The sequence below is a fragment of the Nonomuraea sp. bgisy101 genome, from assembly GCF_057708945.1.
Map to the genome: position 1 here is coordinate 39,728 of NZ_JBYITD010000044.1, position 22,395 is coordinate 62,122.

General features: G+C 67.4%; 28 protein-coding genes and 1 tRNA gene. 9 read left to right on the forward strand and 20 right to left on the reverse strand.

Annotation, left to right across the window (positions count from 1 at the left end; all coding sequences use genetic code 11):
* Window positions 1-123: 123 nt before the first annotated feature.
* The gene (locus AC3EO4_RS48350; protein WP_431902791.1) at window positions 124-1,143 is read right to left on the reverse strand and encodes an AraC family transcriptional regulator; all 1,020 of its coding nucleotides are present in this window, start codon (window positions 1,141-1,143) and stop codon (window positions 124-126) included.
* Window positions 1,144-1,203: 60 nt separating this feature from the next.
* Here AC3EO4_RS48350 and AC3EO4_RS48355 point away from each other — a divergent pair, with 60 nt between their 5' ends.
* Both AC3EO4_RS48355 and AC3EO4_RS48360 read left to right on the forward strand, forming a co-directional pair.
* Window positions 1,204-2,115: an SDR family NAD(P)-dependent oxidoreductase gene (locus tag AC3EO4_RS48355; RefSeq protein WP_431902793.1), complete on the forward strand. Its 912-nt coding sequence runs from the start codon at window positions 1,204-1,206 to the stop codon at window positions 2,113-2,115.
* 152 nt (window positions 2,116-2,267) lie between these two features.
* Complete coding sequence (locus AC3EO4_RS48360) at window positions 2,268-2,936, forward strand: alpha/beta hydrolase (RefSeq protein WP_431902795.1); 669 nt, start codon at window positions 2,268-2,270, stop codon at window positions 2,934-2,936.
* Between the two features lie 316 nt (window positions 2,937-3,252).
* On the opposite strand, the gene AC3EO4_RS48365 is transcribed toward AC3EO4_RS48360, so the two are convergent.
* The 5 genes from AC3EO4_RS48365 to AC3EO4_RS48385 all read right to left on the reverse strand — a co-directional run bounded on the left by AC3EO4_RS48365 (window position 3,253) and on the right by AC3EO4_RS48385 (window position 7,891).
* Window positions 3,253-3,918 carry a DUF4097 family beta strand repeat-containing protein gene (locus AC3EO4_RS48365; RefSeq protein WP_431902796.1) on the reverse strand — a complete coding sequence of 222 codons (666 nt, stop codon included), beginning with the start codon at window positions 3,916-3,918 and terminating at the stop codon, window positions 3,253-3,255.
* A 496-nt stretch (window positions 3,919-4,414) separates the two neighbouring features.
* Complete coding sequence (locus AC3EO4_RS48370) at window positions 4,415-4,786, reverse strand: hypothetical protein (RefSeq protein WP_431902798.1); 372 nt, start codon at window positions 4,784-4,786, stop codon at window positions 4,415-4,417.
* A 224-nt stretch (window positions 4,787-5,010) separates the two neighbouring features.
* Complete coding sequence (locus tag AC3EO4_RS48375) at window positions 5,011-5,478, reverse strand: hypothetical protein (RefSeq protein WP_379569271.1); 468 nt, start codon at window positions 5,476-5,478, stop codon at window positions 5,011-5,013.
* A gap of 580 nt (window positions 5,479-6,058) precedes the next feature.
* Window positions 6,059-7,294: an epoxide hydrolase family protein gene (locus AC3EO4_RS48380; RefSeq protein WP_431902799.1), complete on the reverse strand. Its 1,236-nt coding sequence runs from the start codon at window positions 7,292-7,294 to the stop codon at window positions 6,059-6,061.
* A gap of 138 nt (window positions 7,295-7,432) precedes the next feature.
* Complete coding sequence (locus AC3EO4_RS48385; RefSeq protein WP_379569274.1) at window positions 7,433-7,891, reverse strand: nuclear transport factor 2 family protein; 459 nt, start codon at window positions 7,889-7,891, stop codon at window positions 7,433-7,435.
* Window positions 7,892-8,177: 286 nt separating this feature from the next.
* Between AC3EO4_RS48385 and AC3EO4_RS48390 the strand changes: the two genes are divergently transcribed.
* Window positions 8,178-8,465 carry a hypothetical protein gene (locus AC3EO4_RS48390; RefSeq protein ID WP_431902801.1) on the forward strand — a complete coding sequence of 96 codons (288 nt, stop codon included), beginning with the start codon at window positions 8,178-8,180 and terminating at the stop codon, window positions 8,463-8,465.
* 160 nt (window positions 8,466-8,625) lie between these two features.
* On the opposite strand, the gene AC3EO4_RS48395 is transcribed toward AC3EO4_RS48390, so the two are convergent.
* Window positions 8,626-9,431, reverse strand: a protein-coding gene (locus AC3EO4_RS48395; protein WP_431902802.1) for an IS5 family transposase whose coding sequence is annotated in 2 segments (ribosomal slippage) — window positions 8,626-9,080 and window positions 9,080-9,431 — 807 coding nt in all. Because the reading frame shifts where the segments join, the coding sequence is not laid out codon by codon here.
* Between the two features lie 208 nt (window positions 9,432-9,639).
* Between AC3EO4_RS48395 and AC3EO4_RS48400 the strand changes: the two genes are divergently transcribed.
* Entirely contained in the window at window positions 9,640-10,200 is a 561-nt protein-coding gene (locus AC3EO4_RS48400; RefSeq protein ID WP_379569278.1) for an SMI1/KNR4 family protein, read from the forward strand.
* 190 nt (window positions 10,201-10,390) lie between these two features.
* Complete coding sequence (locus AC3EO4_RS48405) at window positions 10,391-10,765, forward strand: transposase (RefSeq protein WP_379569723.1); 375 nt, start codon at window positions 10,391-10,393, stop codon at window positions 10,763-10,765.
* Here AC3EO4_RS48405 and AC3EO4_RS48410 read toward each other — a convergent pair.
* The 5 genes from AC3EO4_RS48410 to AC3EO4_RS48430 form a co-directional block, all read right to left on the reverse strand.
* A complete protein-coding gene (locus AC3EO4_RS48410) occupies window positions 10,762-11,370 on the reverse strand; it encodes a DUF6461 domain-containing protein (RefSeq protein WP_379569725.1) in 609 nt (202 codons plus the stop codon). The genes AC3EO4_RS48405 and AC3EO4_RS48410 overlap by 4 nt on opposite strands.
* Window positions 11,371-11,581: 211 nt before the next feature.
* Window positions 11,582-11,866: a hypothetical protein gene (locus AC3EO4_RS48415; protein WP_379569280.1), complete on the reverse strand. Its 285-nt coding sequence runs from the start codon at window positions 11,864-11,866 to the stop codon at window positions 11,582-11,584.
* A 408-nt stretch (window positions 11,867-12,274) separates the two neighbouring features.
* A complete protein-coding gene (locus AC3EO4_RS48420; RefSeq protein ID WP_431902804.1) occupies window positions 12,275-12,934 on the reverse strand; it encodes a hypothetical protein in 660 nt (219 codons plus the stop codon).
* Window positions 12,935-12,945: 11 nt separating this feature from the next.
* The gene (locus tag AC3EO4_RS48425; RefSeq protein WP_431902805.1) at window positions 12,946-13,386 is read right to left on the reverse strand and encodes a hypothetical protein; all 441 of its coding nucleotides are present in this window, start codon (window positions 13,384-13,386) and stop codon (window positions 12,946-12,948) included.
* Between the two features lie 66 nt (window positions 13,387-13,452).
* Window positions 13,453-13,881: a NucA/NucB deoxyribonuclease domain-containing protein gene (locus AC3EO4_RS48430; protein ID WP_379569284.1), complete on the reverse strand. Its 429-nt coding sequence runs from the start codon at window positions 13,879-13,881 to the stop codon at window positions 13,453-13,455.
* Between the two features lie 27 nt (window positions 13,882-13,908).
* Between AC3EO4_RS48430 and AC3EO4_RS48435 the strand changes: the two genes are divergently transcribed.
* Together AC3EO4_RS48435 and AC3EO4_RS48440 are read left to right on the forward strand one after the other, a co-directional pair.
* Window positions 13,909-14,286 (forward strand): hypothetical protein, encoded by a 378-nt coding sequence (locus tag AC3EO4_RS48435; protein WP_379569286.1) that lies wholly within the window; start codon window positions 13,909-13,911, stop codon window positions 14,284-14,286.
* A gap of 46 nt (window positions 14,287-14,332) precedes the next feature.
* On the forward strand, window positions 14,333-14,587 hold the full coding sequence (locus AC3EO4_RS48440) for a tyrosine-type recombinase/integrase (protein ID WP_379569288.1): 255 nt from the start codon (window positions 14,333-14,335) through the stop codon (window positions 14,585-14,587).
* 85 nt (window positions 14,588-14,672) lie between these two features.
* On the opposite strand, the gene AC3EO4_RS48445 is transcribed toward AC3EO4_RS48440, so the two are convergent.
* The 5 genes from AC3EO4_RS48445 to AC3EO4_RS48465 form a co-directional block, all read right to left on the reverse strand.
* Window positions 14,673-15,287, reverse strand: a complete 615-nt coding sequence (locus AC3EO4_RS48445; protein ID WP_379569290.1) for a DUF6461 domain-containing protein — start codon at window positions 15,285-15,287, stop codon at window positions 14,673-14,675.
* Between the two features lie 141 nt (window positions 15,288-15,428).
* Window positions 15,429-15,501: transfer RNA gene (locus tag AC3EO4_RS48450), tRNA-Thr, on the reverse strand.
* A gap of 20 nt (window positions 15,502-15,521) precedes the next feature.
* Window positions 15,522-16,484 (reverse strand): 23S rRNA (guanosine(2251)-2'-O)-methyltransferase RlmB, encoded by a 963-nt coding sequence (gene rlmB, locus AC3EO4_RS48455; RefSeq protein WP_379569292.1) that lies wholly within the window; start codon window positions 16,482-16,484, stop codon window positions 15,522-15,524.
* Between the two features lie 13 nt (window positions 16,485-16,497).
* The gene (gene cysS, locus AC3EO4_RS48460) at window positions 16,498-17,889 is read right to left on the reverse strand and encodes a cysteine--tRNA ligase (RefSeq protein ID WP_379569294.1); all 1,392 of its coding nucleotides are present in this window, start codon (window positions 17,887-17,889) and stop codon (window positions 16,498-16,500) included.
* A gap of 82 nt (window positions 17,890-17,971) precedes the next feature.
* Window positions 17,972-18,349 (reverse strand): PPOX class F420-dependent oxidoreductase, encoded by a 378-nt coding sequence (locus tag AC3EO4_RS48465; RefSeq protein ID WP_379569296.1) that lies wholly within the window; start codon window positions 18,347-18,349, stop codon window positions 17,972-17,974.
* Between the two features lie 32 nt (window positions 18,350-18,381).
* On the opposite strand from AC3EO4_RS48465, the gene AC3EO4_RS48470 reads away from it, so the two are divergent.
* On the forward strand, window positions 18,382-19,908 hold the full coding sequence (locus AC3EO4_RS48470; RefSeq protein WP_431902809.1) for a hypothetical protein: 1,527 nt from the start codon (window positions 18,382-18,384) through the stop codon (window positions 19,906-19,908).
* A 69-nt stretch (window positions 19,909-19,977) separates the two neighbouring features.
* Window positions 19,978-21,108 (forward strand): fumarylacetoacetate hydrolase family protein, encoded by a 1,131-nt coding sequence (locus AC3EO4_RS48475; protein ID WP_379569300.1) that lies wholly within the window; start codon window positions 19,978-19,980, stop codon window positions 21,106-21,108.
* On the opposite strand, the gene AC3EO4_RS48480 is transcribed toward AC3EO4_RS48475, so the two are convergent.
* The 3 genes from AC3EO4_RS48480 to ispF form a co-directional block, all read right to left on the reverse strand.
* On the reverse strand, window positions 21,105-21,374 hold the full coding sequence (locus AC3EO4_RS48480; RefSeq protein ID WP_379569302.1) for a GlsB/YeaQ/YmgE family stress response membrane protein: 270 nt from the start codon (window positions 21,372-21,374) through the stop codon (window positions 21,105-21,107). The genes AC3EO4_RS48475 and AC3EO4_RS48480 overlap by 4 nt on opposite strands.
* 93 nt (window positions 21,375-21,467) lie before the next feature.
* Window positions 21,468-21,737, reverse strand: coding sequence for a GlsB/YeaQ/YmgE family stress response membrane protein (locus AC3EO4_RS48485; protein ID WP_379569303.1), 270 nt, complete (start codon window positions 21,735-21,737; stop codon window positions 21,468-21,470).
* A gap of 172 nt (window positions 21,738-21,909) precedes the next feature.
* Window positions 21,910-22,386 (reverse strand): 2-C-methyl-D-erythritol 2,4-cyclodiphosphate synthase, encoded by a 477-nt coding sequence (ispF, locus tag AC3EO4_RS48490; protein WP_431902811.1) that lies wholly within the window; start codon window positions 22,384-22,386, stop codon window positions 21,910-21,912.
* Between the last annotated feature and the right edge of the window lie 9 nt (window positions 22,387-22,395).

The window sequence follows — 22,395 nt, forward strand, 5'->3', positions numbered from 1 at the left end:
TTGGCGGGCGCGTTCATGGCGCTGCACCAGCCTCACGCTCGCCCAGAACGATCTGCAGCTCACCCTCACACGCGCTGCCCAAGTGCTCTCGGACGGGAATTCTCTGGAACTCCATCACCGCACTCATCCAGGTGATGTTTCCTGGGAAACTCCGCGGTACGGCCCTTGCGCGCCAAGATCGGACCCAGCTCTGTGCACGATCTGACCGCCGCCCGCCGTTCTGATCCGGCGGCGGTACTCGCGCGGGGACGCGCCGGTGACGCGCTTGAACGCGTTGCTCAGTGCGCTCTCCGAGCCGTAGCCGACCTTGCCGGCGATCGTCGCCACCGTGTCGTCGCCGCGGCGCAGGCGGTCGGTGGCCAGTTCGATCCGCCACCCGGTCAGGTAGTCCAGCGGGCTCTGCCCGACCGTTTGCTTGAAGCGGGCGGCGAATGTGGACCGGGACACCGCCGCGGCCTCGGCCAGTTCTGCCACCGTCCAGGCGTGGGCCGGACGGGCGTGCATGGCCCGTAGCGCCGGGGCCACAATCGGGTCGGTGAGCCCGGCCATCCAGCCGGACGCCACGCCCGGCCCGGCGACGGCCAGGTGCAGGCGCAGCAGGTGGATCAGCATGACCAGGGCGAGATGCTCGGTGACCAGTGTCGAGGCAAGCGACCGGTCGCGCAGCTCGGCGTCGATCTGCTCGAGCGCCCAGCGTACGGCTGCGGCCTCGGCGGTGCGGCCGGGCACGTGGATCACCGGCGGCAGCACGTCGAGCAGCAGTTCGCGGGCTCGCTCGCCGAAGTCGAACCGGCCGCCGATGAAAACCGCGTCCTCGCCGGTCCCCACCCGGGCCACGCCGTCGGTCGCCGCCGCGAAGACAGGGCCGGCCGGGACCGGCCGCACCCCTGGACCGCTGGCCATGGCGAACGCGCGTGGCTGGGTGAGCAGGAAGCAGTCGCCCTCGGCCAGCTCGATCGGCTCCGGTACGCCGTCGACGGTGAGCAGGCAGTGGCCGCGGCGCACCGCGACGAACTTGACCGCCGGCGGCGGCTCGTACGACACCGCCCACTCGCCACCGGCCACCAGCCTGACGGACAGGCGGCTGCTCGTGCCGAGGAGGGCGAGGACGTCTTCGAGGGGGTCGGCTTGCTGGACGCTCACTCAACTATGTTGGACCCTGAACCATTCCAAGTCCAACACCCGATCTTTACCGTTGCGGCCATGACGCGCATGGGCACCCCATTCAACGCCAAGACCACGGCCGCCGAGATCCTCGCCGGTTTCGACCTGACCGGGCGGCGGATCATCGTCACGGGCGGAGCCTCGGGGATCGGCTTGGAGACCGTCCGGGCGCTGCGGGGTGCGGGAGCCGAGGTCACCGTCGCGACCCGCAACCCCACGAGCGGCCGGCGAGCCTTGGACCTGAGCGATCTCGGCTCGGTGCGCGCGTTCGTGGCCGGCTGGATCGGGCCGGTGCACGCGATCGTGGCGAACGCCGGGATCATGGCGTTGCCCACCCGCCAGGTCGCCGCCAACGGCTGGGAGCTGCAGTTGGCGACGAACTTTCTCGGGCATTTCGCACTGATCACCGGCCTGCGGGAGAACCTGCGGCAGGCCGGCGACGCGCGAGTGGTCATGGTGAGTTCCGGCGCTCAACTGCTGGCGCCGTTCGACTTCGACGATCCGCACTTCGAGCGCCGCTCGTACGACCCGTGGGTCGCGTACGCGCAGTCGAAGACGGCCGACGTGCTGCTCGCGGTCGGTGCCGCCCGGCGCTGGGCCGCCGACGGAATCACCGCGAACGCGCTCGAGCCCGGCTACATCCACACCAACCTGCAGCGCCACCTCGACGACGACACCATGCGAGCAGCGGGCGCGATGGACGACGAGGGGAACCTGGTGACCCCCGACCACTACAAGACCCCGGAGCAGGGCGCCGCCACCTCGGTGCTGCTCGCCGGGTCCCCACTGCTGGAGGGCGTGACGGGCCGGTTCTTCTCCTCGGACAACCAGGAGGCCGAGGTGGTGTCGGGCGGCCCGGACGCGACCACAGGCGTCGCCGCCTGGTCGGTGGACCCGGCCGCCGCGGACCGTCTCTGGGACTACGCGCTCACAGCGACAGCGGACCGCTGACCGAAGCCTCGTCGCCGGCGCGGCCCAGCCGCGCTCGCCGATCGCCCCCACCTCGGCGCGCACCCCAGAAGGCGGCCGCGGCCATCGGGCTTTCCCGGTGGCAGAGCGCCGTTATATCCGATATATCGCATGAGAACCTTGGAGCACCATTCATGACTACCGTGATGCTCGTCCACGGCGCCTGGCACCAGCCGAACAGTTGGGCGAAGCTTGAGGCCGAATTGCACGCGCTCGGCTATGGCACGCACACGCCGGCGCTCCCGAGCGCCGGCGAACATCCCACCGCGGGCATGCATGACGATGCCGCCGTTTTGGCTGCGGAACTGGCGTCGATCGCAGGACCTGTCGTGCTGCTCGGCCATTCCTACGGGGGCATCCCGATCACTGAGGCCGCCGCCGGAGTGGGCAATGTTGATCGGCTGATCTACCTCGCCGCCTACATGCCGGACAGTGGACAGTCGATGTACACCATCCACGGCATCCCCGATCCCGAAGACACGGGCGGCCTGTTCCCACTCATCAACGAACCGCGCACCTCGCTCTACGGCGATCTGCCCGATGCAGAGGCCGAGCAGGCGGTGAGCACGTTGGTCAACCAGACCATCCGATCGTTCGCGGAGAAGGTCGACGTAGCCGCCTGGCGGAGCATCCCGTCCACCTACATCATCACAGAGGACGACAAGGCAATCCCTCCCGCACTGCAGGAGCAGATGGCAGCCCAAGCTGCCGAGATCCGCCGGCTCTCTGGCGGTCATTCTCCGTTCCTGTCCCAGCCACGCCGGCTGGCCGCCCTCATCGACGAGATCGTGCGGTCGGCCTGAGGGGCTTCGCAGGCGGGAACGAACCCCGACTGCCGACCACGCCGACCCGGCGATCACGCTCCCGTGCTACGCCCACGTGATCCATGAACGGCGGCCATCGTCCAAGGCCGTCAGCGGATGGCCGGGAGTCACCCCTGCGGCGCGTTTTCCCAGGTCGCGTTAGTAAGCCCTCCGGAGACCCCAGTCACTCCGAGCCACTTTGCGTCTGGTCACACGAATCCGGGTGAAGGGCCTGGAACGGCCCCAGTCCACATCGATGGACCAGGGCTGTTCGTCGTCACCGGGCTTGGTCTACCTCTCTTTTGGAGGCTGCCGGTCACAGGCTGCGGGCGGTGATGTCGCCGCTGGAGGTGGTGGCGTGGATGTCGAGTACGGCGGTGCCGTCGTTCTTGAGGGCGTTGGTGATGCGGCCGTGGCTGGTGCCGGCGTCCAGGGCGGCCGAGACTCCGCCGGCGGCGACGATCGAGATGTCGCCGGACTGGGTGCGAAGCACGACCTTGCCGCCGGTGGCCTCGGCGATCCGGATGTCGCCCCGTGCGGTGCTGATCTCCGCGGGGCCGCCCAGCCGACCGACCTCGACGTCGCCGTCGGTCGCGGTGAGGCGGAGGCTTGCGGTCTCCTCGATCTTGATCTGGCGGTATGCGCCTTCGAAGGCGACGTCGCCGAGGCGGCCGACGGTCCGGAGTTCGGCGCTGGCCGTCTTCGCCTCGACCTGGGAACCGGCGGGCAGTTCGACCGTCACATCGATGGATCCGGACGGGCCGAGGTACTGGTTCTTCGCCGCGGCCGTCTCGATCCGCAGAACGCCGTCGGCGTATTCGACCGTGGTCTGCTCGGCCGCCTTCACGTCGCGGCTCTTTGCGGCGTTCGTGGGCCGGACCTCGACCGCGGTGTCGGCCCGGTCGGCGGCGATGAACTGGACGCGTCCCGCGGGGATGTCCAGGACGGCGGAGATCGGGGCGGGGGTGTCGAACTTCTGCATCATGTGCTCCTTGTGCTGTGTGCTTTCGACATCCACCTTCGCCAACCGCGCTGATACCGGGCTGTCACCGTCCTGACGCCGCCGCTGACATACGGCGGAGAGCAGCCGGCCGAGCCCGGCCGGGGGTCCAGTCCGGTCGGGCCTCTTGCGTTCAGGGCGAGGTCGGCGCCCGGCCCTCACCAGTGGTGTCAGGATGGCCCGGCCCCGGTCGCGGCCGTCACCCACGCCGACGTGTCGGCCCGCTACCGCTGATTCCCGTTCCGGCACTCCCCGCGAGCCGTTCGGAGCCGCAGATCATTACGGCGCCCGGAATGTACGACATCGGCCACGGCCGCACCGCCCCAAAACCACATGAGCCAGGCCGGCTCCGCAAGAAGAGGCAGCAGGGCGCCACCCCTTTCAGGCCAGTGCCAGAAATGCCTGCTCACGGACACCTCCGCCGTGATCACTTTCTATGAATGTCCATCGGCATCCAGGGACGTTGCTAGCAGCAGCGTTAGCAAGACCGGCCGTCGTCGGCGTCATCGCGGTGCGTGTTTTCCAGCAGAGTGCGCAGGCGCCGAATCTCGGCCAGCAACCGCGGGACATCGGACCGCGCGTGCGCGATGAACGTCGCGTTCTCATCCCAACGATCGTCAGGACCTGCGACGTAGGGCCTCGGAAACTGCACCAATGTGGCCGCCACCATCTCACTGCCATTCCACGCCGGCCAACGCTTACCCTCTCCGACGTCGGGCACGGTGCTGATAGCGACCAGGTTCGCGGCAGCGTCATCGTCAAGGAACCGCACGTACCACGGTCCAGGCGTTGCGGCTTGGGCACGGGTCTCGATCTCTTGTAGCTCGCTGTCGCCGATCGGCACGCTCATCGATCAAGCATCTCGAATGCCAGGGCCTCTACATCTTCATTACGAGATTCCGCATGATCGTCCATGTGGAAGCGAGCTGTCGATCACTCCCACCCATGGCCAACATCCGAGCGACAGGACCTCGCCGACCTGGGCTACGGCCATGGCATGCCTGGGCAAGAGGTATTGACCGTGAATTCGTGTTGTCGGCTTGATCGGGGTGTCTGGCTTCCGGCGGGCGAGGGTCAGATGTGCGCCCTGATCTGACGCACAGGGTGCCCGAGCACCGCCCCGAGCGCAGCCAGCTCTTCGTCGGTGAACCAGATACGGTCTGGATTCCAGATGGCGATCTCGAAGCGGGCGAATCCACACGGCCAGTCGTAGTCCAGCGCGTCCAGTGTCGACTCGACGCCGCAGCAGGGGACCTCGACGGCCAGGGTGGCAAAGCCGTCCTCGCAGTTCGCTTCCAGAAGAGCCGCCCACCACTCGGTGTCGATCGACGCCCCGCAGTGCGGACAGCCGATCCTTTCCAGATTCTGGCCGCAGTCGACGACAGTGAGCGTGTCGTGCCAGGTGACGTCGATCTCGACATCGACGCCGCCAGGCGTGCCGGGCGCCAGGTCCGCAACGATCGCGGCGGCGCGGTCAGCGGCTGCCTTACTGGGTTGCCAGTGCGGATCGGTCGGGATGACCGAGAGGACGTCGTCGCTCATGTGCTCACTCGATTCGTCCGGCCGAACCCCTCATCTTGGCCACGCGATGCTACCGAAATGGGGCAACAGGTCCTCGAATTGGTCAGCTGTCGAGAGCCAGACCGGTGCCGGTGAGGCATCCGTCGGTACTGGATCTTCTTCAGGCCCCGCTTGATGACCCGGACAAGCTGGAAGACGGTCAGCTACGGCGTGCTCCTCGATGAACGCCTTCATACCGGGCACCAGGTGCCGGACCAGGTTGTCCCACACCAACACGATCGGGGCATCCAGCTGCCGGTGTGCCTGAGGAGCAGCTCGCGATCGACGAGTCCGGGCGAAGCTTCTGGACTCGTCCTTGCGACCGCGGTACAGGTGCAGCCGGTAGATCGGCCAGGAGCGGGCTCCGGATTCGTAGCAGACCATCCCGGCGGGCCGCTGCCACGCACGTGCACCCTCGGGGTGTGACCGCGCCGGCCCCAGCGACGGGCGCGAGGCGGTCTCAGTCCCCGGCCCGCTTCGTCTTCGAAACAGATCCAACCGCCTTTGGCCGCCGCCGATTCTCCACCTGTGGCGCCGGTGGATGGCCCGAACGGCTACATGGTCAGCGCAGCTTTCGGAAGGTCTCCCGGACGTCGTCGGTGAAGGCTTCGGGGTTCTCGTAGTGGACGAAGTGGCCGCCCTTCATGTGGGCGTTGACGTTGATCACGTTGAAGGAGCTGCGCGTGGGGCCGTTCTCAAAGGCGGCGATACGCGCTTCGACGGTGTCGACGCCGGGCGGGTAGGCGTCGCCAAGGAGGAAGGTGAAGCCGGCCGGCGGCTCGACGACGGGCCGGCGATCGTGGGAGGGCACCCATGGGTAGCGCACCGCGTTGCGGTACATGCGGATGGAGGAGCCGATGGCCTGGTTCACCCAGAAGGCGGTGGCCTCGGTGAGGATGAAGTCGCGGGGGAAGTTCTCGTCGAAGTCACCCCTCTTGTCGCTCCACTTCTTCCACCTCCGCAGGAGCCAGGCGAGCATGCCGATGGGAGAGTCGTTCAGGCCCTGGGTGAGGGTCGACGCGTCGAGCATGTGGACTGCGACGTGGGAGACGTAGGTGCTGACGAGGTTCTCCAGGCCTGCCCGCAGCTCCGGCGTGGCGTCCTCGGGAATCTTGGCGCCGTCGGTCAGGTCCCAGAACCGCTCGTTCGCGAACTGGCCCGGAGGCATGTCGTGACCGTAGTGCAGGCCGATGATGCTGTCGGCGTACTTGTGGCCGAGCGCGCTGGTGACGAGGGCGCCGTAGTCGGAGCCCGCCGCTGCGTACTTCTCGTAGCCCAGCACCTCGGTCATGAGCTTGTGCATGATGTCGGCGATCTTCCAGTAGTTCAGGTCGCCCCTGCCGACGGGGGTGGACCAGGCGAATCCGGGCAGGTCGGGGATGATGACGTCGAAGGAGTCGGCCGGGTCACCGCCGTGGGCGGCGGGGTCGGTCAGCGGGCCGATGAGCGGGAGGCTGAACCCGCTGGACCACGGCCAGCCGGAATGAATGGCGAGCGGGACCGGGTTCGGGCCCTTGCCGCGCACGTAGTAGAAGTGCACGGGCGTGCCGTCGATCTCGACCTTGTACTGGTCGTGGGTGTTCAGCCGCTTCTCCTGCGCACGCCAGTCGAAGCCGTCCGCCCAGTACTCCACGAGCGGCTTGAGGTAGGCGGTGCTGATCCCGTAGTACTCCTCCTCGTTGTCCAGGTCGTCGAAGAAGCGGGTCTTCTTCAGACGGTCCTTGAGGTCGTCCAGGGCCTCATGGGAGACATCGATCTTGTACGGTTCCAGCGCGCTGAACTTGATGTTGTTGCTCACGGCAAGGCTGCTTTCGCGTAGTGGTGAAAGAGAAGTTGCTGTCCGGCAGGCGGGTGCCGCCGACTGCCGGTGTTCCGGTCGTGCCGTGGTCGGGTGTGACCGGCCGCCGGGCGAGGTGTGAGGGGGCCGCAGGTAGCGTCAGTTGGTGAAGTCCAGGCGGACCCGGGTCTGCTTGAGCTCGGCGATGTACCAGGAGCCGTTCGCCATGACGAATCGTGCGTGGTAATGGCCGAAGCCGTGCATGCCCCTGAAAGGGATGTCCTCGGACACGTCGGCGTCCTCAGGCCGGGTGATGATGTCCTCCATCGCCCATACGCCATGGGCGGCCATCGCCGAGTCGACGTCGATCTCGTCGGAGAACAGGTGGTGGACCAGGGTGACGCCGGGGCCGCCGCTGGCGCCGACCGTGGCGGCGATCCCTTCCCGGCCCTCCATGTGCAACCACACCGATCCATCCGGCTTGTGCGGGGTGAACGTGCCGTCTGGCGTGAACAGATTCGCCAGGTCCTGCCAGCGCTGATGATCCGCGTAACGGACGTAGCGAGCCATCAGACGACGAAGATCCTCAGTAATGCTCAGACGCTCAATGGCATCCATAATCGATCATCCCTCTACCGGTGATGTGGGCGGACATCCCGCCGGTGCTGCGCTCCGGCCGGCCGGAGCCTCAAGCGGGCTGCTCGGTGATGTGGGCACCACAGAAAGTTGGCGAGCTTCCGTTCTGGACTTCACGGTCCACTCATCATGCGATGTCAAAAATGGACTCGCAAGTCCAAAAAAGAGCTATATACCGGTTACTCAAGCCGACAACGGCCACCCTCGCCGGAACGGGCACGGAGACCAGGGTGAGTCACTGGCCGAGCACCTGCTGTGGCACCCGGCGATGAGGACGCCAGGCCTGCTGCCGCTCCGGGGAGCCACGAAGAGCGGCAGGAAACGCATCGTCAGCCTCGACGACGGCACCATCGCGGTCCTCCGCAACCAGCACAGAATGCAGACCGTCGGCCCTGAACGGCGAGGTGACGACGGCTACGTCTTCACGACCGGCTGGGGTGAGCCCGTCCACCTCACGCGACCACGCTCCTCCGGGCCGGCGCGCCCGTCCACGTCGTCGCGACCCGCCTCGGCCACGCCGACCCGTCCATCACACTGCGTGTCCACGCTCACGTGATCCGCGCGGCGGAAGCCTCGGCGGCAGACGTCTCCGCCCAGTCGATCGGCGAGTAACGGGAGCCACCTTTTAGCAAGATCCCGAGGATGTCCTGACAAACACGAAGGCCCGCTCCAGGATCTCCCCGCGGCAGCCAAGGACACCCGCTTTAGAAGGTGACTCATTTGGTGAGTCGGCGGTAGCAAATAAGGGCTGCGGCGATGGCGACGAAGGATGCGAAGTGGTCGGCTCGGCGTTCGTAGCGCCGGTGTAAGCGGCGGCAGCCGACAAGCCAGGAAACGGTGCGCTCCACCACCCAGCGATGGCGGCCCAGCCGCTGGCTGGACTCGATCCCGCGGCGGGCGATGCGCGGGATGATGCCCCGGCCGCGCAGAAAGGTCCGCAGATGGGGATAGTCGTAGCCCTTGTCACCATGGAGTTTTCCCGGCCGGCGACGTCGAGGCCCACGGCGGGAACGGATGGGCGGGATGCTGCGCACCAGCGGTTCCAAGCCCAGGCTGTCGTGGGTGTTGGCAGCGCTGATCGCGACAGCCAGGGGCAGACCGGTCCGCTCGGTGATGAGGTGGATCTTCGACCCTTTCTTACCGCGATCGACAGGATTCGGACCTGTCAGCTCCCCCCTTTGACCGCCCGCACGCTGACCGAGTCGATCGCGCACCGCGACCAGTCCAGCTCTCCTCGGGCGCCGAGCTCGTCCAGCAGGATCCGATACAGCTTGGCCCACACCCGCGCGGCGCTCCACTCGGCGAAGCGACGGTGCACCGTCTGCCAGGAGGCGCCGAACACCGGCGGCAACTGCCGCCACGCACACCCGGTGGTGGCCACATACACGATCGCCGCCAGGATCGCCCGATCGTCGACTCGCCGCCGCCCGCCACCTTGCGGCCGCGTCGGCGCCGGCGGAACCACCCGTTGGAACAACTCCCACAACTCATCTGGCACAAGCCGCCAAAGGAACGCATCCACGAACGATCTAACGATCAATCCCCAAATGAGTCACGGTCTTAGGAAAGTGGCGCTCCTGTGCTGGGTGACCTGCGGGGATGCCAAGCATCGATAGAGCCATGCTTTGATCATCTCGCGTATGTCCCACACCTGGAGGTTATCGGAAGGGGCAGCCCTAGCTTTGTGCGTCAAATGCAGCAGCCACTCGAAACGGGATATCTTCTTCGCCATGAGTGCCCAGTACGCATGGCCTGAACGCTTCCCTGCAAAGCATCCGGTGACCAAAAGTTCCGGTCACCCGGCGGTCAGTCCACTCGGCGATCTGTATCCCTCGGCTACCGAAGCAGAGGTCCGCCAGTTTGAAGAGCGGCTGGGCATGGAGCTGCCGCCGAGTTACCGGCAGTTTCTCCTGTTCGCCAACGGGTGGGGCAGCGATGATGACTGCTGCCTGCTACGCGTCAACGAAGTCGGCTGGCTCCGCGACGTCGATCCCTCGATCGCCGAGAGCTGGTCAGCACCCAAGCGGGAGAACTCATGGAGCGTGCCCGACGGGCTCTACTTCGTCTACGGACTGGAGCAGGACTCCATCCATTACAGAGGGGAGTATGTGCCCGACACCCTTCTGATCGGATATTGGGCTGACGGAGTGGCTCTCCTCAATCCCCACGTCCGCACCGCTGAAGGTGAGTGGGAAGCCTGGTACCTCGAAGCAGGGTTGCCCGGGGCTAACCGTTACAGGTCCTTCTGGGACCTCGCAATGGACGAGCTGCGACTGCGATACGCGCATTGATGCCCCCTTTGGCGTTGCGGCGCGACCTGCGTTCCGCATAATTCGTACTCGCTGGAGCACAAAAGAAACTCTCAATCGGTCGCGGCCGATCAAGGGTTACGCGGAAAGGTTCAGTGCCCGGGTGCCGAATTCGGGACCAACCCCGAATCCGGCACCCAGCACTCGGCGAGGATTCGCCTTCGAGTCGGTGATGGCCACCTTCCGGCTGCGCCGCCGCATCGGCCGTCCCCGCACCAGGCCAGACCGGCTCATCGGCGACAAGGGCTACTCCACCCGCAAGATCCGCGTGTATCTGCGACGACGCGGCATTCGGGCGGTCATCCCGCAACGACGGGACCAGATCGCCAACCGCAAGCGCAAAGGCAACCGCGCAGGCCGCCCGCCCTCCTTCGATGCGACCGCCTACAAGGACCGCAACCTGGTCGAGCGGTGTTTTGCCAAGCTCAAGCAGTGGCGAGCCGTCGCTACCCGCTATGACAAGCTCGCCAGCCGCTATCTCGCGGGCGTCACCATCGCTTCCCTCATGCTGTGGCTCCGCCAAACCGAATTATCAGACAGGCCTTAGCGAGGGTAGATGAGCGAGTGCGTCGCCTCAAGCCAGTCAGCGGCGATGTCCGTCCCCGTGATCCGGCCGATCAGCGTCAGGACGGAGCTGATGCTCTCGCCCTCGTCCACGCGATCCTCGATGACGTCGTCGCCGCTGGTCTGGAAGCGCAGCCCTTCCATGAGGTGGTCGAGCGCGTGCGGATCGCTCCCGTGCATGGGGTCGGGCCAGGTGGGCTGGAAGGCGACAACCACCTCCCCGTCCTTCAGATACTTGAAATGGTCATGGCCGCCCATATCCATACTGAAGCAGAGCGCCTCCCGCCCGCCCGCCGTCAACGGCAGCAGGAAATCGTCGTCGGTCGGCCCCGGAATGATGCAGGTCCACCCTCCGGCCTCGCCGACCCAGGTGGGCCCGCCTTCCTCACTGTTGTCGAGCAATTCGTTCAGGTGGCTCGGCGTGCTGGTGACGAGGTCCAGGGAGAAGGCCTCGGCGACGGCGTCGCGATCCATTCCTTTGACCCAGAGGGCGCTGAATCCCAGCGTCCAGAGGTCCATCTCGTCATCGAGTCCCTCGGTGAAGATGGTCGAGACTAGGAGATCGCGCAGGTGCGTCGGCGACTGCATGCTCACCTTCCGATGGTGGAGGAGCCGGGAGAGGGCGAGGCCCTCTCCCGGCTATGACGTTATGACGGTGGTGCGCCGTTGCGGATTCTGACCCAGAAGGCATTGGATGGCCAGTTGCCCGCGCCGCCTTCGAGCTGGCCAGAGGTGAAGACGCGGTAGCAGGCGTAGAAGGCCGCCAGGTCGCGTCCTGCGGCTTGGTTGTGGTCGGTGCTCACCTGCTAACACGCACACCGACGACTGGCAGGCGCACAAACGCTGGCACGCCGTCCTGCACACCTTCGACGCCGCCGGCCACCACCTCGACTCCCGCATCGAGCGCACCGGGACCGACGACAACTACCGGGCCGCCGGCGACGCAGCGCAGCAGCGGCTGAAGCAGTGGCTCAATGCCCTCCCCGGCCTCCGCTTCGGCGACATCGCCATCCGGCCCTTCCGCCACGAAGTCGACGACGTGCTCTTCGGTCTCGTCATTGAGACCTTCGAAGGCACCGAGCACGCCGAGCTCTACCCGGACGACCTCGGCTTCTACGAACCCTGGGACGGCTTGTACGACACCTGACCACCAGATCCGTAGGGAAGGGCAAGTGCCTCGTCTATGGCCTTCCGCCCTGCTCAGGCGGTACATGTGGTCCGGTGGTGTGTGATCGTGTAAGGCGGTGTTGCTGTACGGCTCTGCTGTACAGCAACAAGCTACGGCCGCCCGCCCTCATGTCCGGTGGCAAGAGGACCCGCACCGCAGGGCCGCCAGGCCCGAGGAGCGGAAGCCTCGCGGCAGCCATCCGACACCCGCATTAGGAGAGCGGCTGTTGCTAGATGTGGCCCGAAAGCTTGAGCTGCAGGAACATGCGGTGACGGCGAAGAGCACTCCTTGATCATCTCGAATATGGCTCGCGAACTCCCACACTCACCCTTGCTCGTAGATGTGATGAGCCGCCAGCAGCAGGGCCCGCAGACGCCCGGCATCGCCATTGGCCGTGTTCGGGTGGGTCGCTTGGGCTTGACTGGCGGTCTTGTAAGCGACATACGCCGGATCGTCGTTTGCCAGAGCCCTTATCAGCGTTTCTACGGCCGCTCCCTGCAGCAGCAGGCGGCCGTGGGCGGTCTCGTGGCCTGGAAGCACGTGTCCCGAGCCGTTCGCCTCGGATGACTCGAAGGCCGCGTTTGCCTGCCTAACCAGGTCGTTGCTCCAGGCACGTAGCTGAGCGCGCATCTCGGGTGTGTCGCCACGGTGGTCAGGGTCCGTTGTGATCAGCTGAAACGCTCTGTCGACCAGTACGTGTCCGGGCAGGTTCGCGGAGGAGACCGCGATCCGCGCGATGAGTTCGGTGATGAGCGGAAGCTTGTCCTCCGTGGGTTCGGCGATCACGGCCGCGACCCGGGGGTCCTGCTGGGCAGCAGCGAGTTCGTCGTCATCGAGGTCGAGATGCGAGACTGCGGTGTTGACTACAGGGCTCCGGCGAACAACGACGCCCCGGTGGCCGGCTCGCAACCAGTTCGCATCGAGCCCGATCCCCGAGAGGTGCTCGCCGAGTGCCAGGCATGCCGCCATCCAGTCGGCCGCCAACTGCGAGGAGGTTACGGGAAGTTCTCGAAGCCATACGGCTCCGGACTTCGGCTGGACAGCTGCGAGGTCGAGCGGATCGAACCTGGCGACGATTTGACCGCCGGACGCGTGGTGACCCACACGTCGTGATTCACGGTCCAACTCACATTTAGGGCAGCGCTGTGTGCGGAGAATTGCTGGAAGGCGCGTGGATCGGAGCCACAGAAAGGGGTCGGCTCGAAGAGCACTGTCCACCCGCCGTGCTGAGAGACGAGGACGATTGCCTCCTCACCGGAGAGGTCCATGGCAGTGGCGCACACGTCGTCCATGGTGGCACCGGAGATCTCTCTGGTCGGGTTTCCCAGTAGTTCTACGAGGGCTTCCGTCTCGGCGATGCCGACCCAGGTGATCGATCCCTGGTCGGGGAGTAGGTCGCGTGTAGTGGCGTAGGAGGCGAAGAGGTCGATCATCATCTTTCCTTGTCCGAAGGACAGGGTGGGTCGGGGCAGGGTTCCTGCCCCGACCTCGATCGGATGAGTTTATTGCGGCTGGATGGGGCCGACGAATTCTCCGACGCCGTCTATCGTGCAAACGTTGAAGTAGTCGGCTTCATCTGGCAAGGGGTCCGTCACGACCACTCCTGGCGCGCCGCTGACCGGTCGGGTCTGACCGAACGGAATCACGTCCACCGCGAACGGCGAGCCTTCCCTGATCCGGTTCCTCATGTACCAGACACCGAGGCGTGACCCCGAAGAACAGTTGTCCTTCACGTCGATCAACTCGACCGAGTACTGATTGCTCGTGCTGGCCGCGCCCTCGTACGCGGACGCGAAAGGAAACTCGTCGCAGCTGTCCGGGCTCTTGTAGCTCGTAGATAGTCCGGCACATCCTGCCCAGCAGAGACTGAAGGAGTTCTTCGAATACCAGCTCGTCTGATGGTAAGAACCGGAGTACGTGGGGTCGTTCATCTTCGCCACATTGGTGAGGCATTCGTCATGCGTGACGTGCTGGTAGGGAACCTCTTGCTGGCCGTTGCGGTGGTAGTGAGTTGGCCTCGGGAGGCTACGGGGATCTTCGCCTGGCTCGCGGTGCCAGTAGGCGAGTTGCTGGAGATGTCCACGCTCAGGGTGTGCCAGGTGGTCCAGGCGCCGTTGACGCCTGCGGCGGTGGCCCGGGCGCGCCAGCGCACCTTCCACCCGTCGCTCAGCTTGCCGGTGGGCATGGTGATCATGGCGGCGGAGCCACGACCGACAGCGCTGGTGGTGCTGCCCGACCAGATCAGACCACTGCCCTGGCTGGTGGCGGCCGGGTCATGCTCGACCTCCACCGTCATCGTGGACGAGCGGCCATCCGGATCACTGAGCGTCCGATGAACCTCGGCGTCAGCGTTGTGGTGACCAAGCCCAGGACTCCGACCTCGTGTTCACCACGAAGTACGGCACACCCATCGAACCGCGCAACCTCAACCGTGCCTTCGACGCTCACTGCAAGAACGCCGGTGTCCCTCGCATCCGCGTCCACGACACCCGGCACACCTGCGCCTCGCTCCTGGCCGCCCTCGACGTCCATCCGCGCGTCGCGATGCGCATCCTCAGGCACTCACAGATCTCGGTGACCATGAACGTTACACCCAGATCCCAAGCCCGGAAACCCGCAAGGCCCTTGACCGGCTGAACGCCAGCCTCGATAACAGCCAGCCCAACTCGTGACGCCCAGGAGCAGGACCTTCCTCCCATGTACGAGGGTCCAGCTCGTTCCATCAGCCCGTCAGGAAGGACGGCGCTTCGCCAACCCACTCCTCGCTCAGCCTCACTCCTGTGGCGAGCTCGATAGCCGTCAGAGCAGCAGCGCGCCAGCTTTCCCCCCTCCTCCAATCGAAATAGGGAAGGACCGCCTGCACCTGCGGCCACCGCTCCCAACCAGGCAGCCCCACCGCCTCTTCGGCGTACATGGCGTCGAAGGAGAGCACCATCTCGCCATCGACGGCAAAGCCGACGGAATTGTGGGCGTTGACGTTCCAGTACGCGCTGTATGCTCGCCCACCCATGCTCAGGCGGGATAGCACCGGTGGATGAACTCCCCAGTACCCGTTGTTCTCGAAAAGCGCGACATGCCGATCAGAAGGATCGACGAGCATCGCCCAGGGCGCGCCATCCGACAGGTGCATGAGCGCCGCCTCATGCTCGAAGGTGTCCGTCTCGTAGACCTTGTGGTGCCCCGTCTCACTCACCCGTTCGCCGATCTCCGTGAGACTCAGCCGAGACCCGTCGTGGGGCACCAACACCGTCCAGCAGATGGCCACTCCCATCCAGCTGTCATCGAGCAACCGCCTGTAGTGCAGGTATGTCTCACGCGCCATCTGATCATCAACCACGCTGACCTCCATCAGCCCAGAGCCAGAGGGGAAGATCATCGCAGGCAAGACCGACAGAAGCCGGAGAGGTTGCTGTACAACGCTGCTGTACGGAGATCAAAAAGGCCCTCCCGGATCACCCGGAAGGGCCTTTGACCATAGAGCCGACGAGGGGAATCGAACCCCTGACCTTCTGTTTACAAGACAGATGCTCTGCCGATTGAGCTACGTCGGCGCGGCCTCACAGTCTAGACGCTACCGCCGCCGATGACGAGCGACCTCGTACAACGTCACTCCCGCCGCCACTCCCGCGTTCAGCGACTCCGCCGCCGCGTGCATGGGGATGCGGGCGACCACGTCGCACTGCTCGCGTACCAGCCGGGACAAGCCCTTGCCCTCCGACCCGACGACCACCACGAGCGGTTCCTCGAGGAGGGACACCTCGTCGATGTCGACGGTGCCCGCTCCGTCCAGGCCGACCACGAACAGCCCCGCCTCGCGGTACTCGCGCAGCGCCGCCGTCAGGTTGGCCGCGCGGGCGACGCGCAGGTTGGCGAGGGTGCCGGCGGACGTCTTCCATGCCCCGCCCGTCACGCCGGCGGCGCGGCGGGACGGGATCAGCAGCCCGTGCGCGCCGAACGCGGTCGCCGAGCGGGCGATCGCGCCCAGGTTCCTGGGGTCGGTCACGCTGTCGAGGGCGACGATGAGCGGCACCTCGGCGGCGTCGTGGGCGAGCTCGACCAGCTCGTCGGGGTGGGCGTAGTCGTAGGCGGGGATCTGGAGGGCGACGCCCTGGTGGACGGCCCCCTCGGTGAGGCGGTCGAGCTTGTCGCGGGTGACTTCGAGCAGCGCGATGCCCTTGTCCGCGGCGATCTTGATGGCGTCGCGGACCCGGTCGTCGTTGTCGATGCGCTGGGCGACGTAGAGCGCGTTGGCGGGCACGCCCGCCTGAAGCGCCTCGACGACGGGGTTGCGCCCGCCGATGTACTCGGGAGCGTCGTCGGACTTCTTCTGCCGTGCGGCGGGCCGCGACGACGACCCGCCCCGCTCCTCGCGGGCGATGCGTTCGCCGCGGGCCTTGTCCTTGTACCAGTGCCTCATGTGCGCAGGCGGAGTCGCGCCCTTGCCTTCCAGGGATCGACGGACGTTGCCGCCCGTGCCCTTGGACGGGCCCTTCTTCTTGGAGGGCCTGCCTGACGCTCTTCCACCTGCTGCCATGCCAACAAGGGTACTAGCGGGTCAACTCCCATCGAGCCCCATGCGGGGTGTCCTCGACCGTGATGCCCGCCGCGGCGAGGCCGTCCCTGATCGCGTCGGCCGCCGCGTAGTCCTTGCGGGCCCGGGCCGCCTCGCGCTGCTCCAGTGCGACCTTGACCAGGGAGTCGACGACCCCGGTGAGGTCGGAGCCCGCCGTACGCCACTGGGCTGAGCGGGGATCGAGGCCGAGCACGTCGAGCATGGTCTGGGTTTCGGCCAGCAGCCGGGCGACGGCCTCCTTGTCGCCGCGGGCCAGGGCGACGTTGCCCTCACGGACGACCTCGTGCACCACGGCGAGCGCCTGGGGCGTGCCGAGGTCGTCGTCGAGCGCGTCGACGAAGGCCTGGGGCAGGGGGGCGTCGGCGTCGACGTCGTGGATGACCTCGGCGGCGCGGACGACGAAGCCCTCGATGCGCTGGTAGGCGGCGGCCGCTTCGAGCAGCGCCTCCTCGGAGTAGTCGATGGAGGAGCGGTAGTGCGGCGCCGCCAGGTAGTAGCGCAGCTCGACGGGGCGCACCCGGCCCATCAGGTCGGGGATCAGCAGGGAGTTGCCGAGCGACTTGCTCATCTTCTCCGCGCCGATCTTGAGCATGCCGTTGTGCATCCAGTAGCGCGCGAACCCGTCGCCGGCCGCCTGGGACTGGGCGATCTCGTTCTCGTGGTGCGGGAAGATCAGGTCGATCCCGCCGCCGTGGATGTCGAAGGTGGAGCCGAGGTACTTGGTGGCCATGGCCGAGCACTCCAGGTGCCAGCCGGGACGGCCGGGCCCCCAGGGCGTGGGCCAGATCGGCTCGCCGGGCTTCTCGCCCTTCCAGAGCGCGAAGTCGCGCGGGTCGCGCTTGCACGACTCGTCGTCGGTGTCGCCCGCGGCGCGCATGTTCTCGAGCTTCTGGTTGGACAGCTTGCCGTACTCGGAGGCATAGGACTGGACGTTGAAGTAGACGTCCCCGCCGGAGGCGTAGGCGTGGCCGCGCTCGATCAGGCGCTGCATCAGCGTGATCATCTCGGGCACGTGTCCCGTGGCGCGCGGCTCGACGGTCGGCGGCAGGCAGCCGAGCGTGTCGTACGCCCAGGAGAAGGCCCGCTGGTTGCGCTCGGCGATGACGAACCACGGCACGCCCTCGGCCGCGGCCACCCTGATGATCTTGTCATCGATGTCGGTGACGTTGCGGCAGAACGTCACGTCGTAGCCCGACCGCGTCATCCAGCGCCTGAGCACGTCGAAGTTGACACCGGAGCGGATGTGCCCGATGTGCGGCGGCGCCTGCACGGTGGCCCCACACAGATAAATCGACGCCCGGCCGGCTTCGACCGGAACGAATTCACGGATGGCGCGCGTGCTGGTGTCGTATAGGTGCAGGCTCACGAAGGCAAGCGTACGGACTGCGGGGGCCTTTGGCTAAGCGATCCCACGCATGGCGCCCAATCCGTGTCAATGCGTGGGGTGCTCAGCGCCTGAAGATGACCTTGCGGGGATGGATGCGGAGGATCAGCCGTTCGTTGCCGGGCGGTTCCTCCCACGGGTTGCCCGTGTACTTCAGCGACAGCTCCTCGATCAGCGCACCCGTGGGGTCGTCCTCCATGGTCACGCTGCCGCGCACCTCGGCGTACCTGTAGGGGTCGGCGGGGTCGATCACCAGGATGCTGGCCCGCGGTTCCCGCTCGAAGTTGCGCGGCTTGCGACGGCCCTTCACGGTGGAGACCAGGATGTCGTCCCCGTCGGTCCGCACCCAGACCACGGTCGACTGCGGCCCGCCGTCGGGGTTGACACTCGTCAAGGTCGCGAAGTTGGGGCCGTCGAACAGCTTTCTCACGTCCTCGTTCATGAACACTATTGTTCTGTAGGCTCGAAAACGCCATGGACGTGACTCCCCCCTCCGCGCTGCGCCGTATCGGCATCGCATTCGCCGGGCTCGCCGTCGCGGGCCTCACCGCCGCCGCCTGCGCGCTCTCCTTCGACGACCTGCGCGCCCTCGCCGTGCTCGGCAGGGCCCGCGCCGACCTCGCCTTCCTCTATCCCGCGGCCTTCGACGCCCTGCTGGCGGTGGCGTTGATCAGCGTGTTGCTGCTGCGCGCGGGGCGGTTCCTGGTGCGCGCCCAGGCGGCCGTCGTGCTGGTGCTGCTCATCGCGGCCGCGGCCACCGTGAACGTGCTGGTCACCACGAACGGCGCCGCCCGGCTGCCCGCCGACGCGGTCGCGGTGGGCGTGGCGGTCGCGCCTTGGGTGATGCTGGGGGTGGCGCTGTGGCTGTGGCTGGTGATGATCAAGCAGGTGCAGGCCCGCAGGGAGCAGGCCGACGCCGTCGAGGGTACGGCGGAGCGCGACATCGTGCCGTTCCGCGGCCCTCGTGAAGCGCCTCCGCTGACCGATGCGGCCGCCGAGCCGGAGCCTGAGGAGCCCACCCCCGTGGTCGGCCCCACGCCCGCCCCCGAAACGCCACCGGTCCCCGCCACGCCCGCGCGCGAGACCACGCCGGCCCTGGAGACACCGTCGATCCCCGTGTCGGAGCGCGTCACCCGGTGGCACTCGGAGCCCGGCCGTACGGCGGAGCCGCAGGCCGTGCCGAAGCCGAGGACCGACCCCGACCCCGAGCTCGACCTGTATCCGGGACCCGCCGTCGAGACCCGCTCACCCGAGCCGGTCCCGCAGGACCCGGCCCCCGCCGAGCAGGACCGCCAGGTCCACGCATCCGCCGAGACCCAACCGGTCGATCCCGAGCCAGCTCATCCCGAGACCGCCCCTCCCGCAACCACCCAGGCCCAGCCCGTCGACCCCGAGCCCGCCTATCTCATGACCGCCCAGGCTCGGCCCGTCGACCCCGATCCTGCCCATGCCGAGCCTGTCGATCTCGATCTCACCAGCCCCGATCCCGCCCATTCCGGGCCCGCCCACTCCGAGCCCCTGGCCGCCGAAGAGCCGCCGAGTACGGCCGGAGCGCGCGACCAGGAAGCCGACGTCGTGACCGCACCCCACCCCGTCCACACCGGCGAACCGGCGGAACCCGTCGAAGAGCCCCAGCGCCCCGTCCGCTGGGGCGACCTGCCCAGGACCCGACCGGCCGACGTGCTGGTCCACCCGCGCCCCGGCGACTCCGACAGCGTCAAGGACGCCGACACCCAGCCCGTCAGGGTCGTCTCCGACTCATCCGCCCGTCCTCGGAAGGCCCGTCCCGCGACCGCCCGTCCCGTGACCGCCCGCGCCGAGGGCCCCGACCCGGGTCACGGCCCCGAGGCGGCCGACGAGACCGAGCCCGCCTTAGGCCCGGACGAGCCCCATGAGCCGCAGGAGGCCGCGCCTGCCGACGCCTCCTCGGAACACGAGGCCCCGCACCACGACGCCCCCTCAGGACGTCTGCGCAGTACCCCTCTCCCGCCCGAGGAATGAAGACCGAAGCTTGACCCGCAAGGGGTGGCGAGCTGACTCGAATGCGGGCACAAGCCTGCCGTGGCGATCATGGCATGGGTACCAATCCCTGAGGGAAGCGACTTTCCCATCCACAACCTGCCCTACGGTGTCTTCTCCCGTGAGGGTGAGCTTCCGCGCGTCGGCGTGGCCATCGGCGACCAGGTGCTCGACCTGCACCAGCTGACGGCCACGGGCGTCATGCCCGAGGCGTACTGGTTCGCCGCGGGCAAGCTGAACACCTTCATGGGGGCGGGCCCTCGGGCCTGGTTCCACGTGCGCGAGCGGCTGACGGAGCTGCTGACCGACGTGTCGTACATGGACCGGGTGCTCCCCTGTCTTCTGCCGCAGTCGAAGGTCAGGATGCATCTGCCGTTCAATGTGGCGGATCTGGTCCTGTTCCAGACCTCGATCGAGAACGCGACGAACCTCGGCAGGATGTTCCATCCGCCTGGCCGCGACCCGTTGCCGCCGACGTGGCGCATGATGCCCGTCGGCCAGTACGGCAGGGCGTCGGCCGTCGCCGTTTCCGGCTCGCGCGTCGTGCGCCCGTCGGGCCAGCGCAGGGACGGCTTCCTGAAGCCCGCCGAGCGCCTCGACCTGTCGGCCGAGCTTGGCTACGTGGTGGGCGTGCCCTCGGCTCCGCCGTACCCGCTGGGGACGAAGGACTTCCCGCACCACGTGTTCGGCATGGTGCTGATGAACGTGTGGCGGGCCTACGACCTGATCTCGATGGAGTCGCGCGCGCTGGGTCCGTTCCTGGGCCAGTCGTTCGCGGTGTCGGTCTCGCCGTGGGTGGTGCCGTTGGCGGCGCTGAACGCCGCGAGGGTGGAGCAGCCGGAGACGGGGCCCGAGCCCGCGGAGTACCTCAGGGCGTACGAGCCGGCGGGCCTGCGCATCACGCTCGGCGTCAACGTCAACGACCAGCTGCTGTCCGAGCCCGACTACGCGAGGCAGTACTGGACGGGGCCGCAGCTGCTCGCGCACAGCACGATCGCCGGCGCGCCGCTGCGCACCGGCGATCTTCTCGCCTCAGGCCCTGTGGGGGGCAATGGGACGTTGCTGGAGCTGACGGGGAACGGGCCGTTCCTCGCGGACGGGGACTCCGTCCTGCTCACCGCCCGCACGTTCGACGGAGTCGGGTTCGGCGAGGTAAGGGGAACGGTGTCACCCGCCGTCTAGACGCTCGTTCCGCGTCGTAGACCTGCGACGATACCGACGCCGACGATCGCCAGGACCACCTGCATCACGAGCTCTATCCAGTCGATGCCGGAGGTCGTCGCGACGCCGAGGACCTGCGCCAGAGCCGTGCCGATGAGTGCCGCCACGATCCCGACCACGATGGTCAGGATCCAGCCGATGGCCTGCCTTCCGGGAAGAAGAAGACGACCGATCGCGCCGATGACGGCCCCGATGACGATGGCACCGAGGATGGATTCGATTGTCATGAGAACCTCCCCGTGGGGTGAGATTTTCACTGCCCACGGGGAGACGATTACCCGGCTGTGCGCGGATAATCACGGCGATGCCGAAGTCGCAGGTCAATGCGTGCCGCGCGTCGCCTGGGCGCGCGCGACGATGAGGACGCCGACCACGGCGAACAGGATCTGGAGGATGTGCTCCCACCAGTTGATGCCGGGGGTCCTGGTGAGCCCGAGGAAGTAGGCGACGAGGGTGCCGACCAGGGCCGCCACGACGCCGACGATCCAGGTCATGGCCAGCGACATGTGCTGCTTGCCAGGGACGATGAGCCTGGCGATCGCCCCGATGACGATGCCGAAGACAATCGCGGAAATGATCGAACCGATCATGTCGAGTTCCCCCCGTGATGGTGACATGCCCAAACGGGACGTACCCGACATTTCCGCAGATCACGCATGCCAAAGGTGGCGGTCCGTACCGCGCCAGTGACAGACCGCCACCCTCGGTGGCTCGGCGGGCTTGGCACCACCCGCCGGGATTACCCCTCGCCAGAAAGACGCGCTACCCGCCCTGAGGGTTGACTCCCTCGACGACGAGAGCGGTGGCGAAGGCCGCGATCCCCTCACCGCGGCCGGTCAGACCGAGACCGTCGGTGGTGGTCGCGCTGACGCTCACGGGCGCGCCGACGGCCGCGCTCAGCACCTTCTCCGCCTCGGTACGGCGGGGCGCCAGCTTGGGCCTGTTGCCGATCACCTGGATGGCGACGTTGCCGATCGTGAAGCCGGCCGCGCGCACGACCCGCGCGGCCTCCTCGAGGAGCACGACACCCGCGGCACCCGACCAGCGCGGGTCGGAGGTGCCGAAGAGTCCGCCCAGGTCACCGAGACCCGCGGCGGACAGCAGGGCGTCGCAGGCCGCGTGCGCGGCGGCGTCGCCGTCGGAGTGGCCCTCGAGCCCGGTCTCGCCCGGCCAGTGAAGGCCGGCCAGGTTGAGCTCACGGCCAGACGCGAACGGGTGGACGTCGACTCCGACGCCCACCCGTGGGAG

Coding starts and splice junctions, on each gene's coding strand:
- AC3EO4_RS48410 (WP_379569725.1), bottom strand. CDS start 11,370: ATGCAGTCGCCGACGCACCTGCGCGATCTCCTAGTCTCGACCATCTTC.
- AC3EO4_RS48430 (WP_379569284.1), bottom strand. CDS start 13,881: ATGAACGACCCCACGTACTCCGGTTCTTACCATCAGACGAGCTGGTAT.
- AC3EO4_RS48405 (WP_379569723.1), top strand. CDS start 10,391: ATGGCCACCTTCCGGCTGCGCCGCCGCATCGGCCGTCCCCGCACCAGG.
- AC3EO4_RS48355 (WP_431902793.1), top strand. CDS start 1,204: ATGACGCGCATGGGCACCCCATTCAACGCCAAGACCACGGCCGCCGAG.
- AC3EO4_RS48475 (WP_379569300.1), top strand. CDS start 19,978: ATGGCATGGGTACCAATCCCTGAGGGAAGCGACTTTCCCATCCACAAC.
- AC3EO4_RS48365 (WP_431902796.1), bottom strand. CDS start 3,918: ATGCAGAAGTTCGACACCCCCGCCCCGATCTCCGCCGTCCTGGACATC.
- AC3EO4_RS48485 (WP_379569303.1), bottom strand. CDS start 21,737: ATGATCGGTTCGATCATTTCCGCGATTGTCTTCGGCATCGTCATCGGG.
- AC3EO4_RS48480 (WP_379569302.1), bottom strand. CDS start 21,374: ATGACAATCGAATCCATCCTCGGTGCCATCGTCATCGGGGCCGTCATC.
- AC3EO4_RS48470 (WP_431902809.1), top strand. CDS start 18,382: ATGGACGTGACTCCCCCCTCCGCGCTGCGCCGTATCGGCATCGCATTC.
- AC3EO4_RS48425 (WP_431902805.1), bottom strand. CDS start 13,386: ATGATGATCGACCTCTTCGCCTCCTACGCCACTACACGCGACCTACTC.
- AC3EO4_RS48435 (WP_379569286.1), top strand. CDS start 13,909: ATGCGTGACGTGCTGGTAGGGAACCTCTTGCTGGCCGTTGCGGTGGTA.
- AC3EO4_RS48390 (WP_431902801.1), top strand. CDS start 8,178: ATGAGGACGCCAGGCCTGCTGCCGCTCCGGGGAGCCACGAAGAGCGGC.
- rlmB (WP_379569292.1), bottom strand. CDS start 16,484: ATGGCAGCAGGTGGAAGAGCGTCAGGCAGGCCCTCCAAGAAGAAGGGC.
- AC3EO4_RS48400 (WP_379569278.1), top strand. CDS start 9,640: ATGAGTGCCCAGTACGCATGGCCTGAACGCTTCCCTGCAAAGCATCCG.
- AC3EO4_RS48385 (WP_379569274.1), bottom strand. CDS start 7,891: ATGGATGCCATTGAGCGTCTGAGCATTACTGAGGATCTTCGTCGTCTG.
- AC3EO4_RS48360 (WP_431902795.1), top strand. CDS start 2,268: ATGACTACCGTGATGCTCGTCCACGGCGCCTGGCACCAGCCGAACAGT.
- AC3EO4_RS48370 (WP_431902798.1), bottom strand. CDS start 4,786: ATGAGCGTGCCGATCGGCGACAGCGAGCTACAAGAGATCGAGACCCGT.
- AC3EO4_RS48465 (WP_379569296.1), bottom strand. CDS start 18,349: ATGAACGAGGACGTGAGAAAGCTGTTCGACGGCCCCAACTTCGCGACC.
- AC3EO4_RS48375 (WP_379569271.1), bottom strand. CDS start 5,478: ATGAGCGACGACGTCCTCTCGGTCATCCCGACCGATCCGCACTGGCAA.